Origin of the sequence: Acidiphilium sp. PM (assembly GCF_000219295.1) — a bacterium.
Taxonomy (GTDB): domain Bacteria; phylum Pseudomonadota; class Alphaproteobacteria; order Acetobacterales; family Acetobacteraceae; genus Acidiphilium; species Acidiphilium multivorum.
Genome location: NZ_AFPR01000520.1, coordinates 1 through 15858 on the forward strand (window position 1 = coordinate 1; position 15858 = coordinate 15858).

Below are 15858 nucleotides of genomic sequence, written 5' to 3' on the forward strand. Positions count from 1 at the left end.
CCACAAGAGATTCGATCGAAATGCCCGATACGCTTTGATAATCTCAATCCGAGCCCCCGAAGCTGAAATCGATATCTACTCTGCCATCGAGCAAAAGATCGGTATCGAAGTGCCAGCACGGTGATCTAATTTAGCAACCATGACATAAGGTTTCTAAGAGGCCGAATCTGAATGGTAATGCGGCTATCGGTTGCGCGCGATTTTCCGTGTGAGCAGGCGGATATGGGCGAGGAAGAGCCATGCGGTGGCGCTGGTAACGGTAGCCTCGAAATCCTTTGCAAGGCACTCTCCACCCCAACACTTCTCAGTGGAAATCAACACCCCGGCGACATCCCCGCAATCGACGGCGCATTGCGCGAACTCTTAGAACATTGAGACTAAAGTAGCGCCCGGCCGCCTTATTGACAAATAGCTCGCCATGTCGAACGTAACGTACGAGCATGGCGTTGCTCGCATGGCCACTCTACGCCGTGACGTTGAACGTCGAGTCGCCGCCCTTGGCATCGCCAAAGCAAATTGGCCTTGGCCCGCTAGGGGCGGCAACCCGGGACATGACCCGCACCTCGAAGCCGCCGCCGGGCAATCCGTTGCAGAACGTGAGCCGGCCGGCACTACCAGCTTCAGGACTCGCGCCGGGTCATGCCGAGCTTGGCGAACAGCGCATTGTCCCGCTCGGCCTCCGGGTTCTTCGTCGTCAGCAGCTTCTCGCCGTAGAAGATCGAATTGGCGCCGGCCAGGAAGCAGAGCGCCTGCGCCTCGTCGGTGAGCGTCTCCCGGCCCGCCGACAGCCGCACGGTGGATGCCGGCATCGCGATCCGCGCCGCGGCGATGGTGCGGACGAAATCGATCGGATCGAGCGGCTCTGTGTCCCCGAGTTTCGTGCCCGCCACGCGCACCAGCGCATTGATCGGCACGCTTTCCGGATGCGGATCGAGCCGTGCGAGCGTGGCGAGCAGCCCGGCCCGGTCATCCAGATCCTCGCCCATGCCGATAATGCCGCCGCAGCAGACATTGATGCCCGCCTCGCGCACCGCCGCCAGGGTATCCAGCCGGTCCTGATAGGTCCGCGTGGTGATGATCTCGCCGTAGAATTCCGGCGAGGTGTCGAGATTGTGGTTGTAGTAGTCGAGCCCCGCCGATTTCAGCCGCGCGGCCTGGTCCGGGCGCAGCATGCCGAGCGTGACGCAGGTCTCCATGCCGAGCGATTTTACGCCCTCGACCATCGCCGCCACACGGTCGAGATCATGGTCCTTGGGCGAGCGCCAGGCCGCGCCCATGCAGAAACGCTGGGCTCCCGCCGCCCGCGCGCGCCGCGCCGCTTCCAGCACCTCCTCGATATCCATCAGCTTCGAGGCCGGCACGCCCGAGTCGTGATGCGCGCTTTGCGGGCAATAGCCGCAATCCTCCGGGCAGCCGCCGGTCTTGATCGAGAGCAGGGTCGAAATCTGCACCTCGGTCGGCGCGAAATGCTGCCGATGCGCCGTCTGCGCCCGGTAGATCAGCTCGGGCAGCGGCAGCTCCATCAGCGCGAGAATCTCCTCGCGGGTCCATTGCGGTGTCGCCGGTGCGACAACAGACGACGGATCAAGTGCAACAGACATTCAGACTCCTTATGTGCCTCGGGCCACGATCATCCTGCGGTCCCATCAACGCTCGCCGATGAGCAGCTTGTACCGGAACTGGTCAATGACAACGGCAAGGATCAGCAACGATCCGATCAGAACCATCTGCATGTATGAGCCGATCTACAGGATGTTCATCCCGTTCTCGGCCAATACGATGAAGAAGCCACCGATCACCACGCCATCCTGACACCCTCCGAGATCTTCGGCGATTAGAGAATCACCTTTAGGGGATTATGGCTAGATATTTCAGAGACGGCACACTAGCCCCTTTTCTGAAACAGGAGATCTTGACTGAAGTCAGGCGAGCTCTGTACGAATCCGGTCGAGTAACGCGCTGCGGTTGGCCCGCGCCTGCAGCGCCTCGTCCATGTTCACTTTGACGAAGCGCGTCGGTGTATGTGGTTGCAGTTGGCCAATAAGGTCCATGTCGGCAGAGATCACGGTGCCGAGCATGAAATAGCCGCCGCCCGAAACGGCATCGCGGTGGAGGATGATCGGCTCGGTGCCGCCGGGCACCTGGATCGACCCGTAAGGATAGCAGCTATCGACAATGTTGGAGGGATCCGATCCGGCGCCGAAGGGTTGCACGCGCTCGACGAACTCCAGCTTACGCCCGCCGCGGAAACGATAGCCCATACGGTCGGCTTCGGGCGCGACTTTCCATTCGTCGGCAAAGAAGTTGATCCCAGACTGTTCCGTGATCCGGTGCCAGTACAACCCGGGCAGGACCCGCAGTTCGGCCGGCATGGACGGCATCCGCCGCAGGCTTTGGGACACGCTTCTTCCTTCAGCCGCCGCCCTCGCCTCGCCGAGCGGCAGTTCATCGCCCACGGCGATCGCGCGTCCGCCGATACCGCCGAGCGCACCGATCGCATAGGTCGAGCGGCTACCGAGCATCTCGGGCACGTCGATCCCGCCAGAGACGGCCACGCAGATGCGCGCGCCGGCTTTGAGATAATCGAAATCGAGCACTTGGCCGCCTTTGACGCGGAAAGCCGTCCAGGACGGCTGTTCCACACCGTCCACCCGTGGCGGTATCTCGGCGCCGGTGACTGCCACCATGGCGTCGGAGGTGAATTCAAGCTTCGGGCCGATGAAGACAGCCTCGAGGCAGGCTGCACCTTCGTCGTTACCGACGAGCAGATTCGCGGCGCGCAGGGACAGACGGTCCATGGCGCCGCCCATCGGGATGCCAAGATGGAAATAACCCGGCCGGCCGAGATCCTGAACGGTCGTCGCAAGCCCAGGGTGAAGGACCTTAATTGCCATTGAGCATGCCCTCCAGCTTGAGGTTGTAGCCGCCGATGTCAGACTGGAATTCGAGCAGATCGAAGCGCACTTTCGAGATCGGCGGCGTGAACCGCCCGGCCTCGACATCGGCGACTGCCTGATCGTAGGCCGCGCGATCGATCGGCTTGAACTTCACGATGTCGCCCGGGTTGAAGAAGACCATGAAATCGCGCAGGTAGGTGGTGGTCTGCGTCGGATCGAAGATAGGCATGGGCGTGATCCCGAACATCTGGTAGCCGCCCGCGCCACGCACCGAGTAGATGCAGCTGAAGCAGCCGCCATAACCGACCGTCAATTTCGGAGTGTCGGTGCGTGGCCGGAGATACTTTGGCACCTCGATCTGTCGCTGGCGTTCGACCATCTGGTACATGAATGGTAGCCCAGAGACGAAACCCACCATGGAAACGAACCAGGGCGATTCCGAATGGGCGGCGATGAAAGCATCGACCGAAGCAAAATTGTTGATCCGAGCGGCATATTCGAGATCCGTTGCATTCGGATCCTGATGCCGTTCGCGGAAACGCATCAGCGTCTCGTGGGTCCAGGGATCATTGTAGAAGACCGGGATCTCGACGATGCGCGTGTCGATGACCGGCTCAGTCTTCTCCGCCGCCGTCTCGATAGCCTTTACTTCCGCAAGAATGTCATTCGGTTTGATGATGTCGGGGTTGAACTTGACCTGCATCGAGGCGTTGGCCGGACAGATCTCGGTTACGCCCTTGATACCGGCCTCACGTACGCCCCGCGACATCGACAGGCTCTTGAAGAATGCCTCAAGCGACATTTCTTCGCTGCATTCGACAAAGAGATGTTCGTCGCCTCCAAAAGTATAGCGGGCCTCCATCAGGCGACCTCCTCTTTCTTGAGTTGGCGGATGGCCTCTTCGGTCTGAAGCCAGTTTTCCAGGAACAGCGTATCGAAACGACCGGCCTGCACGTCGGGGTTCGCGGCGAGGGCGGCGTGGAGCGGCACGGTGGTTGGAAGCCCGCCGATCTTCAGCTCGGCAAGGGCAGAACGCAGCCTTTCGAGCGCGGCGACGCGATTTTTTCCCCAGACGATCAGCTTGCCGAGAAGCGAGTCGTAGAATGGGGGAATCTGATAGCCTTCGTAGAGCATGGTATCGAAGCGCACGTGCTCGCCCCCCGGGATCGCCAGCGCTCCGACCACGCCTGGGAATGGCATGAAGTTGCGGGCCGGATCCTCGGCATTGATGCGGCACTCGATCGAATGACCCGAGACCTTTAGATCACCCTGGCGAATACTCAGCGGCTCGCCTGAGGCAATCCGCAGCATTTCAGCGACGAGATCGACCCCGGTGATCATCTCGGTGGTCGGGTGCTCGACCTGGATGCGCGTGTTGACCTCGATGAAGTAGAAGGCGCCGGTCTCCTCGTCATAGAGATATTCGACTGTGCCCGCGCCGCGATAGGAAACCTCGCGAGCGATTGCGACGGCGCTCTCGCACAGTCTGCCGCGAACCGCATCGGGCAGCATCACCGCACCAGCCTCTTCCCAGACCTTCTGGCGGCGGCGCTGCAGGGAGCACTCGCGCTCGAAGCAATGGACAAAGCGTTCACCGTCACCGATTAACTGCACCTCGACATGGCGCGCCTTGCCGATGACCTTTTCGACGTAGAGTCCGCCGTCGCCGAACGCCGCCTGGGCTTCCGCCGAAGCCTGCGGAAACAACTGTTCGAATTCCGCCTCTGATCGGGCGACGCGGATGCCGCGCCCGCCGCCGCCAGCAGCCGCCTTGATCATAACCGGGAAGCCGCTTCCGGCGATGACGTCACGGGCCTCAGTAATATCTGAAATCCGCCCGGCGCTTCCCGGCACGGTCGGCACCCCGGCCCGGCGGGCCACCTCGCGCGCAGCCACCTTGTCACCAAGAAGCCGGATCGTTCCACCGGTCGGTCCAACAAAGATCAACCCCGCCGCCTCCACCGAATCAGCGAAATCGGCATTCTCGGCCAGGAAGCCGTAACCCGGGTGCACCGCATCGACACCCGTGCGGCGTGCTGCCTCTACGATCGTACCGATGTCCAAATATGATTTCGCTGCAGGCGGCGGGCCGATATTCACACTCTCATCGGCAAGCCGGACCGCGAGAGAATCGGCATCAGCATCCGAGTACACCTGCACGCAACGTATCCCGAGCGCCTTCGCCGCGCGGTTGATTCGTACAGCAATCTCGCCACGGTTCGCAATTAGAAGGGAGCGGATCGTCATTCCTCAACCTCGGCGATCACCTGGCCAGCCATGATGGCCTCGGCGTCACCGACACGAAAGGCAATGGCCCGCCCGGTAACACCGGCAGGAACCTGATGAAAGGTCTTCATCACCTCCACCAGCCCGATCGTGTCCGCCGGACCGACATTGTCGCCGTCTTGTTTGAACTCGGGCTGATCCGGAGCAGGACGGCGATAGAACGTACCCGGAAGAGGTGACTTGATCTCGATTTTGCTCATAATGACGCTCCCTCGCTGCCGACTGTCAGTTCGTGATACTCTCGGATACTGGCGCTATCCGCATGCCCTCAGCGATGAGAGCGTCACGCATCCGTGATGCGAGTTCGAGACAGCCCGGCGTATCGGAGTGGAAACAGATCGATTCGAACTCAATATTGATATCACGACCGGTCACCGTGCGGACCCGGCCTTCCTTGCAAGCACGAACGACCTTTGCTGCAATTGCCTCGGGATCGAGCCGAACCTGTTGCCGGGTGAAGACGATCGAACCGGATTCTTCGTAATCGCGGTCCGCGTAAAATTCGCGAACAACCGGCTGCCCAGCTTCCCGACCGACCCTCTCCGTTTCCGAGCCGGCCATGCAGAAGATGAAAGCATCGGGCGCGACCGCCCGCATGAACTGGACAAATGACTGCGACAGGTCGCTGTTAACCGCCATCTCCATGTAAAGCGCACCATGGGGCTTAACATGCTGCAAGGTTGCGCCATAGCGCCGGGCGAACTCCCGCAACGCGCCAACTTGATAGACGATGTCGTTCACAAGCTCGGCTGGCGTGCCGGCTATGCGACGCCGTCCGAATCCATGCAGATCACGGTAGCCTGGATGCGCCCCAATCCCGACGCCATGATCCACCGCAAGACGCACGGTCTGGTCCATCAAGTTCGGGTCGCCAGCATGAAATCCCGTAGCTATATTTGCTGAGCTGATCAGCCGCATCAAATCGGCATCTTCGGCGTCACCCGCCCGCCAACGGCCAAACGACTCGCCCAGGTCACAGTTGATATCGACAATTGTTCGCGCCACGCTTCGCTCCATTCCTGGGGCAGCTCATTTTCGCCCATTATCGATCTGCCGAAGCAAGATAGCCGCGCTTTCGCCGTTTGGATAATAGGATTATCGCAATTTAAATATAAATTTTTTCGATAAGCCAGTTTGATGGCTAGTTCCGAGAATCCGCTTTCATCAGCCGACTTCGGCTCTCGGCGCCAGCGCTTGCCGACGACGACGATTAGCAACAGATTGCCAATATGATTTCGCTATTTTAGAATCCAGCGAACCCGATATCTAATTATCAGAACGGCGGGCAGTTCATCGATGTCGTTGACTCTGAGGCAAATAAGATACTTCGTTGCAACCGCTGAGACCGGTCGCGTTTCGCAGGCCGCCGCAGGATTATCGATTTCGCAATCGGCCGTAACGACGGCAATCAAAGAACTGGAGACCGCCGTCGGATTCGATCTTTTCGAACGGACGAAGCTCGGCATGGAACTGACGACCGCCGGCCGCCAGTTTCTCTCCCACGCCTATGAAATTCTGAACAAAGTCGACGAGGCAACGCGCCTCAACGTCGAAACCGGCGAGATTGAAGGAAAATTGTCAGTCGCTGCCACCTATACCGTGATGGGGTATTTCCTCCCCTTTCATCTCGAACGCATACATCGAATGTTTCCCAAACTCTTGATTCAGCTTTTCGAGGTCAGCCGTGAGGCGATCGAGGAGGGTTTGTTGGCGCGCCGATACGACATTGCGGTCCTCCTGACATCGAACACCCGTAATCGTTCTCTCACGACCGAGACGTTGCTGAAATCAGCGAGGCGATTATGGCTGCCGGCGCACCACAAGCTGCTTGACCGTGACTCGGTCGGCCTTCAGCATATTGCCGAAGAACCTTATGTCATGTTGACTGTGGACGAGGCGGCACACACTGTCCTGAAATACTGGAGCAGGACTCCGTTCCAGCCATCCGTGCGGCTGCGCACGTCATCGGTCGAAGCAGTGCGGTCCCTCGTCGCAAACGGACAAGGTGTAGCGATTCTTTCGGACATGGTTCATCGTCCGTGGTCTCTGGAAGGCAAGAGGATCGAGACGGTCGTCGTCGCGGATTCCATCCCCTCGATGGATGTCGGCCTAGCATGGCGCAAGAATATTGAGTTTACACCTGCCATGAATGCATTTCGAAGTTATTTTCGACAAACTTATCATATACCGAACAGCCGATGACCCGATTGCACCGTGTGCCTCCGCCCGACATGAAGCAGGATCGAAAGCGCATTGGAGATTGGCTCCACCATTCCACCGCTCGCAAACATCACCCATCGGCCTCCACGTCTTGATATTTTTCCCGGATTCCATCAGTGTCCGGCCGACGCGGACGCAAGTTCGATCGCTTCATTTGCTGGATTTGATAGACCGTTATGATCCGATCGAAGACACATTCCACCTCACAGAAGACCACGGTCCGTTCGACGTCCAGACCACACCTTACGGTGCTCGGCACTGAAATCACCGCATTGCCGGAGATTCAATCGCGCGCGGCCGAGGATCTCAATATCGATATTGAATTCGAGCGCTTGGACTTCCTGAGTGCGCAACGGCGCGCCGCGGTTGCTCCCGAGACATACGACGTCTACGACCAATGCTTCCATAATCTGGATATTGTCTGGTTCTGGCGTGCGATTCAGCCAATCGACACGACACGGATCGCCCGCTGGGGGGCGCTCAGTTCCCTCACAAAGACAGGCCAGATCGGTCCGCAAGCCTCGTTCGGCCAGGGTGATGCCCCTGTCACGCGGCTCTATGTTCAGCCTGACCACTCGCTCGGAAGCCGCCCATCGCGCTGGATCTCAATGCTACCCACCGTGCATAACGTGGACAGCTTCGCGTATCGGCCGGACATGATTGTCGGCGATCCGCCAAACTCATGGGCTGACTTGCTCGACGCGCGGTGGCAAGGCCGGGTCGCTCTTGTGGATGAACCGGCAATTGGCATTTTCGATGCCATTCTCGCTGCCCAGGCGAGTGAAGCACTTTCGTTCCAGACGATCGGCCAGCTAAGCACCGATGAAATTGACGCACTATTGGATTTTCTTTGCCGCAAGCGCGACGCGGGCCATTTCTTCGGCTTTTGGAAGACGGCGGCCGAGGCGGCGGAATGGATGGCTGCCGGGCACACTTGGATCGAAAGTGCCTGGTCGCCAGCCACCACCATGCTCCGACGCCAAGGCGTCCCCGTGGCTGAGGCCGTGCCGAAAGAAGGCTATCGTGCCTGGCATGGTGGCCTGTGCCTCTCGAACCGGCTTTCGGGCCGCATGCTCGACGTCGCCTATGAGTATCTGAACTGGTGGCTCGACGGCTATGCTGGCGCCGTGGTTGCTCGGCAAGGATACTATATGTCTGTGCTTGATCCGATTAGGGACCATCTCAGCCATGCCGAATGGCGCTACTGGTACGATGGCGCCGCTGCGTCGGAACCGCTGCCCGCTCCCGACGGCACCACGATCATCCCTCAAGGTGCCGTCCGTAGCGGAGGTTCTTACTGGCAGCGTGCGAGTTCGATAGCGGTCTGGAACACGACTATGGACGAGCATAATTACCTTGCACGTCGTTGGGAGCGCTTTGTTGCCTCAAAACGCTACTGACTGACTGCCGAACCTGTGGGCACGGCCACGGAGAAGCCGCCGCCCGGTCGGCGTGAGCGGGTTGTGCGAGGTCCGCGACTGCGCTCAGCCTCGCCGCAGGTGATGCTTGAGAGCATGCTCGCCTCACCCAACCTCTTCTGCCTGCCAGCGCGCCGTGATCAGGTCGCGATCGTGCCCACGGGCGTGGTGTAGGAGCGCCGAGCTTCGAGTAGGTCTGAAGCTGATCAGGCGTCCACTGCGGGCAGCCTGATATTTGCAGTATCGCTGACGCGGGCGAGCGTCTCAAGGCTCATGTGGCGGCGCGACAGCGCACCACGGTCCATTCGTCATTGGTCTCGAGCATCAAGGCGCCGACCAGGCAGATGATGGCCTCATCGTTGGGGAAGATACAAACGACATCGGCACGGCGCTTGATCTCGCGGTTGACGCGCTCGAGTGGATTTGTCGAGGCGATCTGCGCCCAGTGCTCGCGAGGGAAGTCAATGTAGGCTAGGACGTCGTCGCGGGAGGCGTCCATGAGAGCGCCGAGCCTCGGCTGCTTTTCACGTAGCGCGTCGGCGACGACGTCCCATTGGCCGGCCGCGTCGGCCTTGGTCTGCTGCGCGAAGATCGTCTTCAGCATCGCCGCGACGGCCGCGCGGCTCTTGGTGGGTGCATGAGCGAGGGCATTGCGCATCCAGTGCACCCGACAGCGCTGATGGGTTGCATTGAAGACACGCCGTGCGGCCGCCCTCAGCCCCTTGTGATCGTCGGCGATGTCCAACTGCACGCCGCGCAGGCCGCGATCCGCGAGAGAGCGCAGAAACTCCGTCCAGAACGCTTCCGCCTCGGACGGGCCGGTGGCCAGGCCCAGCACCTCGCGCTTGCCATCTTCGTTGACCGCGACGGCGATTATCACGGCACGGCTGACGATCCGGCCGCCCTCGCGCACCTTCACATAGGTGGCATCGAGCCAGAGATAGGGCCACGTTCCCTCGAGCGGCCGCGACAGGAAGGCGTTCACCCGCTCATCGATCTCGGTGCAGAGCTGGCTGACCTGGCTCTTCGACATGCCGACGGCGCCCATCGCCTTGACCAGATCGTCCACCGCCCGGGTCGACAAGCCGTGGACGTATGCCTCCTGGATCACTGCCACCAGCGCCTTCTCCGCGGTCCGGCGCGGTTCGAGAAAGCTCGGAAAGTAACTGCCCTTCCGCAATTTCGGGATGTTCAGCGACAGCTATCCCGTGCGGGTATCCCAGGCCCGCGGCCGATTGCCGTTGCGCTGAACCTCACGCTGCGGCGACCGCTCGCCTTTCGTCGCACCGGTCAGCGCCTTGACTTCCGTCTCCATGATCCGTTCGGCCGCAAACGCCAGCATCGCCCGGACAAGATCGCCGTCGGCCTGCTTCTCAACCAGCTCGATCAGCGCCATTCTCTCGTCGGTCATCGTCGTCTCCGTCTCGGGTTTCAGGTCTCGCAACCCAAACCTAACTCGAAGCTCGACGATGGCCACCACGCCTCCCCACCGGCCGCGCGCTACGCTACGCTAAGGGGCTCCGCGCGCGGCCTCAGGTCGCCACAATCACGTCGAAGGATTCACGGAGCAAAATGGGATCCAGCCCATCAACGATGAGGACCAATGACGACTGCCCGGTTGGAGCCGTGCCCAGAGGAAGATGCTCCGGCGGGTGGACCAGGTGCTGAGCAGCCTGAACGAGCACAGGTGTCTCACTGCCTTCCAGCGCTAGAATTCCTTTCATCCGCAGGATGCGCGCGCCGTGCCGATGTGCCAGCAGGCTGAACCAGAGACCGAACGCCGCCCAATCGATCGGACGATCGTGCTCGATGATGCACGTTGCGATACCGCCATGGAGCACCTTGTTTCCGACGGGCCTGCCGGCCCAATGCGTCGCCCGCGCGATCTGATCGCCGATATCCACGCGGAGCATGATCTCCGGCGACACCTTGCCACCCTCGATGACCTCGATCCGTGCAACCGGGTTCATGGCGCGCAGGCTCGACCTGAGGGTCTCCAGACTTTCTGATGGCGCAATATCACGCTTCGTGACCAGCAGAACATCGGCAGCACCGGCCTGTTGCGCGCTTTCCGGATATCGCGCTAACGTCTTTGCTCCGTTCACGGAATCAACTGTGGTAATCACTTGACCCGGCGAAAAATGATGTCGCAGAGCCAGATCGCCAGCGACTGTCGCCATGATCGGTGTGGGATCGGCCAGTCCGGTCGTCTCGATCACGACCCGTCGGAATGATGGTATCTGGCCGCGCGCTTGCTTCGCCCAAAGGTCACGCAGCGCCTGCCCGACATCACTGCGCAGCGTACAGCAAACGCAACCGCCCCCGAGGAGAACAGGCTCCCCCTCGATCGCCGCCACCAATAGATGATCGAGCCCGACCGCACCGAACTCGTTGACGAGCACGGCGGTTTCGGCGAGGTCGGGAGCTGCCAGCAAATGCCGGAGCACCGTCGTCTTGCCGCTGCCCAGAAATCCCGTCAGCACATGTACGTCGACGAGACTGTTAGCCATTGCGGCGCTTAATCTGGTCGAGAAAACTGTAATCCAGTGGGTCGGGTGGCGCGGCGCAAAGCCGATCCACCTGCGGCCAGAGATCACCAAACCCGACGATGTCTGCGGTGCCGCCGGTCCGGCTTCGCAACATGAAGCGGGCGCCCTGCCAATCAGCAAGAGCTAGACCGCAAGGCGCAAGAAGCCTGTTGGCAGCGGCGACACGCATACGCCGTAACGCACGCCGCTGCCAGGAGGGCATCACCTCGGCATCAGCAGCAGGCGGTGCGGCATCAGACCAATGCGCACCGCCCTGCAGGCTGCCGCAGAGCCCGCACATCGATTAGCCCTTTCGCGGCTGCCGCCGAAGGAAATCGTCGGCAATCTCGTCCATCGTAACGAACTTCACGCCGGGATGGCGCGCCATGTAGCCATAAAGACGCTCGAGCATCATCAGCACTTGCGGCCGTCCGGACACGTCAGGATGGATGGTCATCGGGAAGACAGCATAGTCGTATTCGCGATAGACCCAGTCGAACTGCTCGCGCCAGATCGTCTCGATGTCATGTGGATTAACAAACCCGTGGCTGTTCGGCGACTTCTTGATGAACATCATGGGCGGAAGATCATCGAGATACCAACTGGCTGGTATCTCGACGAGATCGGTCTCCTGACCGCGCACCAAGGGCTTCATCCATTCGGTCGCCGGCTTGCTGTAGTCGATCTTGGTCCAGCTGTCGCCGACGCGGACATAGTATGGTTCGTAGTCCCGGTGCATCAGGCTGTGGTCGTATTTGATGCCCTTCTTGATCAGCAGTTCATTGCTGACATTGCTGAACTCCCACCAGGGCGCCACATAACCGGTGGGCCGCCGGCCAGTCAGGGAGGTAACAAGATCGATCGATTTGTCAAGAACCTCCTCCTCCTGCTCCGGCGTCATCTCGATCGGGTTCTCATGACTATAGCCATGAATCCCGACTTCGTGCCCGGCCTCCGCCACCGCTTTCATCTGCTCGGGGAAAGTCTCGATTGAATGTCCCGGGATGAACCACGTGGTTCGAATGCCCAGCCGATCGAAGAGCTTGAGCAGACGCGGCGCCCCGACTTCGCCAGCGAACAGACCGCGCGAGATGTCGTCCGGGGAATCTTCGCCACCATATGAACCGAGCCAACCGGCCACGGCGTCGACGTCGATGCCGAAGGAGCAAAATATCTCTTTAGCCATACGCTACTCTCCCGTTTGTTGTGCCTGGATCGATTAACATCAAGACCGCATTTTGACGGTAAGTCCGCCATCGACCACGATCGCCTGGCCGGTGACGTAGTTGGCATCCTGCGACGTCAGGAATGCAATCACGCTTGCCACCTCTTCCGGCCGGCCAACCCGTCCCCACGGAATATCCTGACCTGCCCTACGCAGGCCATCAGGTCCGAGAGAGTTCACCGGGTCAAGCGATTGTGGTGTTTCTATCAGGCCCGGAATGATCGCATTGACCCGGACCCCGCCTGGCGCGAGCTCAACGGCCAAGCTGCGGACCAGACCGAGGACGCCGGCTTTGGCAGCTGCGTAATGCGCGTGCTCTTCCCAACCGTAGACACCGCCGGCGATGGACGAGATGGCAACCATCGCGCCTCCGGAGCTGATCCGCGACGCGCCTGCACGGAGCGTGCGCAGGACGCCGGTCAGATCGACCTCCATCATGTCTGTCCAACGCTCATCGGACAGATCGGTAACCGGTGCGTGACGCAGGATCCCCGCATTGGCGATCATGTAGTCGAGGCGCCCGAACGCGCTTATCGCGCGCTGGGCAAAAGCCTCGACCGACGTCGTCTGCCTGACGTCGAGTTCCTGAATGACACAGGTTCCGCCATTCTCCCCAACGAGCCGGGCGGTTTGCTCCGGATCGTGAGGGTCTCCGGGGTAGGTTCCAACTACGCTGCGAATGCCCCGTTTTGCGTAGAAGACGGCAAGGGCACGACCGATGCCGCTGGCTGCTCCGGTGATCGCAGCAACGGGTTGATCAGGCATTGGCTTCCTCCAGATCGACCTCGCGAGGACGCTTGGTGAACAGCATGATTAACCCCGATACGAAGATCCCAACGGCACCGACCCACAGCGCGGCCGCACCCGTGCCAAGCGCTCCGGCGACGATCGTGAACAGCGCACCACCGATAATGATGCCGGGTTGGCTCATAGCGCCGATGAAGGTGACGCCCGTCGCGCGGCAGCTCACCGGGTAGCATTCGGCCATGAAGTACTGGATCGCCGCGTAAGGCCCGACCAGGAAGAACAGGCCGCCGGCATATGTCGCCACGATCAGGGTCGCGTTCGCCACGAATGGGCTCAACATAAGGGCGAAGAAGAGGCTCGAGATGATCCAGCCAATCACGATCGCCGCTTTGCGACCGATCTTATCGCCGAGCCAGCCATGGAAAACGTAACCAAAGTAGGCGATCAGGTTGATAATGATCAGCATCCAGAACGCTTCGGAAAGATGAACCCCCTTGGCGTTCTTGAGCACCGAACTTCCCAGAATGCTGAAGCTCATGATGCCAAAGAAGTTAAAGATCCAGGCAAGGGAAAACGCAAATGTGTTGCCGCGCAGATGCGGCTCCCAGATCCGCTTGAGCGGCGCCGCCGAGGAGTGCTCGACATTATATGATGCCGCAAGCGCATGGGCTGCATCCGTCTGCCCGGAGCGCTCGAGCTGATGAAGCTTCTGGTGCAGCCGGAACTGGGGTGTCTCCTTGATCGTTCGGAAGATCACCCAGACGAGAACAGCCGCTGGCACGGTTGCCATCAGATAGAGTCCCCGCCAGCCAACGACATTCAGCAGGACGAGCGACAGCGCGCTGGCGAGCATGAAGCCAAGGGGCCAGCCGCCCTGGATCCAGGCATAGTAGTATCCGGGACGCTTGCGCTTACGCTCATCCTCGGTCACTTGATAGACTTCGTTGATATATGTAGCGTTGACCGCTTGTTCGGAGAAGCCGAGGCCACCGAAGGACCGGACGACAATGATAAGGACGGCACTGACCGCGGCCAATGCCGCCGGGATTGCAGCGGTCAGGGCCGAGACAATCGCCGTGCCACCAACGGTGAGCATCATGCCATTGCGCCGGCCCAGCCGATCAATGATCGGCCCGAGCCCGAAGGCGACTATTGCACTGCCTACCGAGATCCACGTGTTGATGGCGTAGGAGGTCGTCGGTGTCCAGCCGAAGGATTGCTGCATCGCCGGGAGAAGAGTCCCCAGGAGCCCATAGTCGAATACGGCGATTGTCCAGGCCAGGAGCGCAATGACGGTGACGACATCGGTATCGCGCTTGCTGAACGAGGAAAATCGTCGGCGTTCGTTTGGTTGTGGCGGCGAGAGATCGAGAGTGTTATCTCTGATTGCGTCCATATCTTGGTCTCCCCAATAATCAGGTTCATATCTGCCGTCGACCCGATTTCATCCCTGATGTTTTTGCAGATTGGTTAGTTCGTCCTGCGTCAGACCATGACGTCGCCGCCATTCGGATTCAGTGTGGCGCCCACGTAGTATGAACCATCATCGGAGGCGAGCATGACGGCAGTCGGCACGATCTCCTCCACCCGGGCCGGCCGCCCGATCGGAAGTTCAGCAAGTTTGCGCGCACGCCAATCCGCGGGTATTTCCCGCCACAGCGTCGTATCGACGGGGCCTGGGCAAATCGCGTTCACCGTGACGCCCTTCTGGGCAACTTCGTAGGCCAGAGAACGAGTGAAGCCGATGACGCCCGCTTTCGCCGCGGAATAGTGAGCCATATCAGGCGCACCCTTCTGGGCCAGTTGCGAACTGATGTTGATGATGCGTCCCCATCCGCGTTCCAGCATGCCCGGCAGCACCGCTTTCGTACACAGGAAGACGCTGCGAAGGTTCACCGCCATCATGCGGTCCCAGACCTCAAGCGGCATATCAACGACCGGCGAACTCGTGTCGATGCCGGCATTGTTGACCAGCACGTCGACGCCGCCGAATGCCGCGACAACACGATCCACCGCTCTTTGAACCTCGTACGGGTCCGCGACGTCCGCTGCGACCGCGACGGCTCCACCCTGCAACCTGCTCGCGACGACCTCAGCACGCCCGCCATCGAAATCGAGCACGGCGACGCGCCCGCCTTCCGCAGCCAGGCCGGCCGCAATGGCCTCTCCGATACCGCGCCCCGCGCCCGTTACGAGGCATCGTCGACCTGCAAGCTTTGCCATCCCCACCCCCTACCGGCAGTCGCGACGCCGCATGCAGTGCGTTGGCGTGCGATGAGGTTGGAGCTTAGGTCATAATGATGGTTGTATGCAATCATAAAGTGTTGGTCCCGGATACGCGGCCGTCCTCGATCACTCGGGGACCTGGTGAAGCGCCGGCCGGTCTTTAATCAGCAAAGTTTTCAGAGTCTCATTTCGGCCCGAAGTAACGGATCGCCCTGGGCTGTAGCATAAGCGGACAAAGTGGGAACGCTGACTGGTTGGGATCGAGGTTTTCTGCGGGTTTGAGCGGAGAGCGCGGTTCTGAGGCCGGAATC

At 60.5% G+C, this 15858-nt stretch carries 14 protein-coding genes and 2 pseudogenes; 3 read left to right on the forward strand and 13 right to left on the reverse strand.

Annotation, left to right across the window (positions count from 1 at the left end; all coding sequences use genetic code 11):
- Positions 1–183: 183 nt before the first annotated feature.
- Both APM_RS20755 and bioB read right to left on the reverse strand, forming a co-directional pair.
- Positions 184–297: pseudogene (locus tag APM_RS20755) on the reverse strand (IS5/IS1182 family transposase); the annotation flags it as partial.
- A 323-nt stretch (positions 298–620) separates the two neighbouring features.
- The gene (gene bioB, locus APM_RS17035) at positions 621–1601 is read right to left on the reverse strand and encodes a biotin synthase BioB (protein WP_007424637.1); all 981 of its coding nucleotides are present in this window, start codon (positions 1599–1601) and stop codon (positions 621–623) included.
- Between the two features lie 85 nt (positions 1602–1686).
- Here bioB and APM_RS22990 point away from each other — a divergent pair, with 85 nt between their 5' ends.
- Positions 1687–1812: a hypothetical protein gene (locus APM_RS22990; RefSeq protein WP_256379517.1), complete on the forward strand. Its 126-nt coding sequence runs from the start codon at positions 1687–1689 to the stop codon at positions 1810–1812.
- Positions 1813–1922: 110 nt separating this feature from the next.
- Here the strand turns inward: APM_RS22990 and APM_RS17040 are convergent, their stop codons facing one another.
- Genes APM_RS17040 through pxpA form a run of 5 tightly spaced genes read right to left on the reverse strand, consistent with a single transcriptional unit; the run spans position 1923 to position 6188 of the window.
- A complete protein-coding gene (locus APM_RS17040) occupies positions 1923–2894 on the reverse strand; it encodes a biotin-dependent carboxyltransferase family protein (RefSeq protein ID WP_007424638.1) in 972 nt (323 codons plus the stop codon).
- Positions 2884–3759: an allophanate hydrolase subunit 1 gene (locus tag APM_RS17045; RefSeq protein ID WP_007424639.1), complete on the reverse strand. Its 876-nt coding sequence runs from the start codon at positions 3757–3759 to the stop codon at positions 2884–2886. Before APM_RS17045 ends, APM_RS17040 begins: the two co-directional genes overlap by 11 nt.
- Entirely contained in the window at positions 3759–5144 is a 1386-nt protein-coding gene (locus APM_RS17050) for an acetyl-CoA carboxylase biotin carboxylase subunit (protein WP_007424640.1), read from the reverse strand. Before APM_RS17050 ends, APM_RS17045 begins: the two co-directional genes overlap by 1 nt.
- Positions 5141–5383, reverse strand: a complete 243-nt coding sequence (locus APM_RS17055) for an acetyl-CoA carboxylase (protein WP_007424641.1) — start codon at positions 5381–5383, stop codon at positions 5141–5143. Before APM_RS17055 ends, APM_RS17050 begins: the two co-directional genes overlap by 4 nt.
- Positions 5384–5408: 25 nt before the next feature.
- Complete coding sequence (gene pxpA / locus APM_RS17060; protein WP_007424642.1) at positions 5409–6188, reverse strand: 5-oxoprolinase subunit PxpA; 780 nt, start codon at positions 6186–6188, stop codon at positions 5409–5411.
- A gap of 291 nt (positions 6189–6479) precedes the next feature.
- Between pxpA and APM_RS17065 the strand changes: the two genes are divergently transcribed.
- Positions 6480–7385, forward strand: a complete 906-nt coding sequence (locus APM_RS17065) for a LysR family transcriptional regulator (RefSeq protein WP_007424643.1) — start codon at positions 6480–6482, stop codon at positions 7383–7385.
- Between the two features lie 266 nt (positions 7386–7651).
- The gene (locus tag APM_RS17070) at positions 7652–8803 is read left to right on the forward strand and encodes a PotD/PotF family extracellular solute-binding protein (protein ID WP_007424644.1); all 1152 of its coding nucleotides are present in this window, start codon (positions 7652–7654) and stop codon (positions 8801–8803) included.
- A gap of 224 nt (positions 8804–9027) precedes the next feature.
- Here the strand turns inward: APM_RS17070 and APM_RS17075 are convergent.
- The 6 genes and pseudogenes from APM_RS17075 to APM_RS17105 all read right to left on the reverse strand — a co-directional run bounded on the left by APM_RS17075 (position 9028) and on the right by APM_RS17105 (position 15544).
- Positions 9028–10232 (reverse strand): annotated as a pseudogene (locus APM_RS17075) (IS256 family transposase).
- 121 nt (positions 10233–10353) lie between these two features.
- The gene (locus tag APM_RS17085; RefSeq protein ID WP_039889121.1) at positions 10354–11331 is read right to left on the reverse strand and encodes a GTP-binding protein; all 978 of its coding nucleotides are present in this window, start codon (positions 11329–11331) and stop codon (positions 10354–10356) included.
- Between the two features lie 322 nt (positions 11332–11653).
- A complete protein-coding gene (locus APM_RS17090) occupies positions 11654–12535 on the reverse strand; it encodes a polysaccharide deacetylase (protein ID WP_007424648.1) in 882 nt (293 codons plus the stop codon).
- 39 nt (positions 12536–12574) lie between these two features.
- Positions 12575–13339, reverse strand: a complete 765-nt coding sequence (locus APM_RS17095; protein ID WP_007424649.1) for an SDR family NAD(P)-dependent oxidoreductase — start codon at positions 13337–13339, stop codon at positions 12575–12577.
- The gene (locus APM_RS17100; RefSeq protein ID WP_007424650.1) at positions 13332–14717 is read right to left on the reverse strand and encodes an MFS transporter; all 1386 of its coding nucleotides are present in this window, start codon (positions 14715–14717) and stop codon (positions 13332–13334) included. Before APM_RS17100 ends, APM_RS17095 begins: the two co-directional genes overlap by 8 nt.
- Positions 14718–14806: 89 nt before the next feature.
- Positions 14807–15544, reverse strand: coding sequence for an SDR family NAD(P)-dependent oxidoreductase (locus APM_RS17105; RefSeq protein ID WP_007424651.1), 738 nt, complete (start codon positions 15542–15544; stop codon positions 14807–14809).
- Positions 15545–15858 lie beyond the last annotated feature (314 nt).

Bases quoted from the DNA above. Each gene is read 5' to 3' on its own strand.
- bioB (WP_007424637.1), bottom strand. From the start codon at position 1,601: ATGTCTGTTGCACTTGATCCGTCGTCTGTTGTCGCACCGGCGACACCG.
- APM_RS22990 (WP_256379517.1), top strand. From the start codon at position 1,687: ATGACAACGGCAAGGATCAGCAACGATCCGATCAGAACCATCTGCATG.
- APM_RS17040 (WP_007424638.1), bottom strand. From the start codon at position 2,894: ATGGCAATTAAGGTCCTTCACCCTGGGCTTGCGACGACCGTTCAGGAT.
- APM_RS17045 (WP_007424639.1), bottom strand. From the start codon at position 3,759: ATGGAGGCCCGCTATACTTTTGGAGGCGACGAACATCTCTTTGTCGAA.
- APM_RS17050 (WP_007424640.1), bottom strand. From the start codon at position 5,144: ATGACGATCCGCTCCCTTCTAATTGCGAACCGTGGCGAGATTGCTGTA.
- APM_RS17055 (WP_007424641.1), bottom strand. From the start codon at position 5,383: ATGAGCAAAATCGAGATCAAGTCACCTCTTCCGGGTACGTTCTATCGC.
- APM_RS17065 (WP_007424643.1), top strand. From the start codon at position 6,480: ATGTCGTTGACTCTGAGGCAAATAAGATACTTCGTTGCAACCGCTGAG.
- APM_RS17085 (WP_039889121.1), bottom strand. From the start codon at position 11,331: ATGGCTAACAGTCTCGTCGACGTACATGTGCTGACGGGATTTCTGGGC.
- APM_RS17090 (WP_007424648.1), bottom strand. From the start codon at position 12,535: ATGGCTAAAGAGATATTTTGCTCCTTCGGCATCGACGTCGACGCCGTG.
- APM_RS17095 (WP_007424649.1), bottom strand. From the start codon at position 13,339: ATGCCTGATCAACCCGTTGCTGCGATCACCGGAGCAGCCAGCGGCATC.
- APM_RS17100 (WP_007424650.1), bottom strand. From the start codon at position 14,717: ATGGACGCAATCAGAGATAACACTCTCGATCTCTCGCCGCCACAACCA.
- APM_RS17105 (WP_007424651.1), bottom strand. From the start codon at position 15,544: ATGGCAAAGCTTGCAGGTCGACGATGCCTCGTAACGGGCGCGGGGCGC.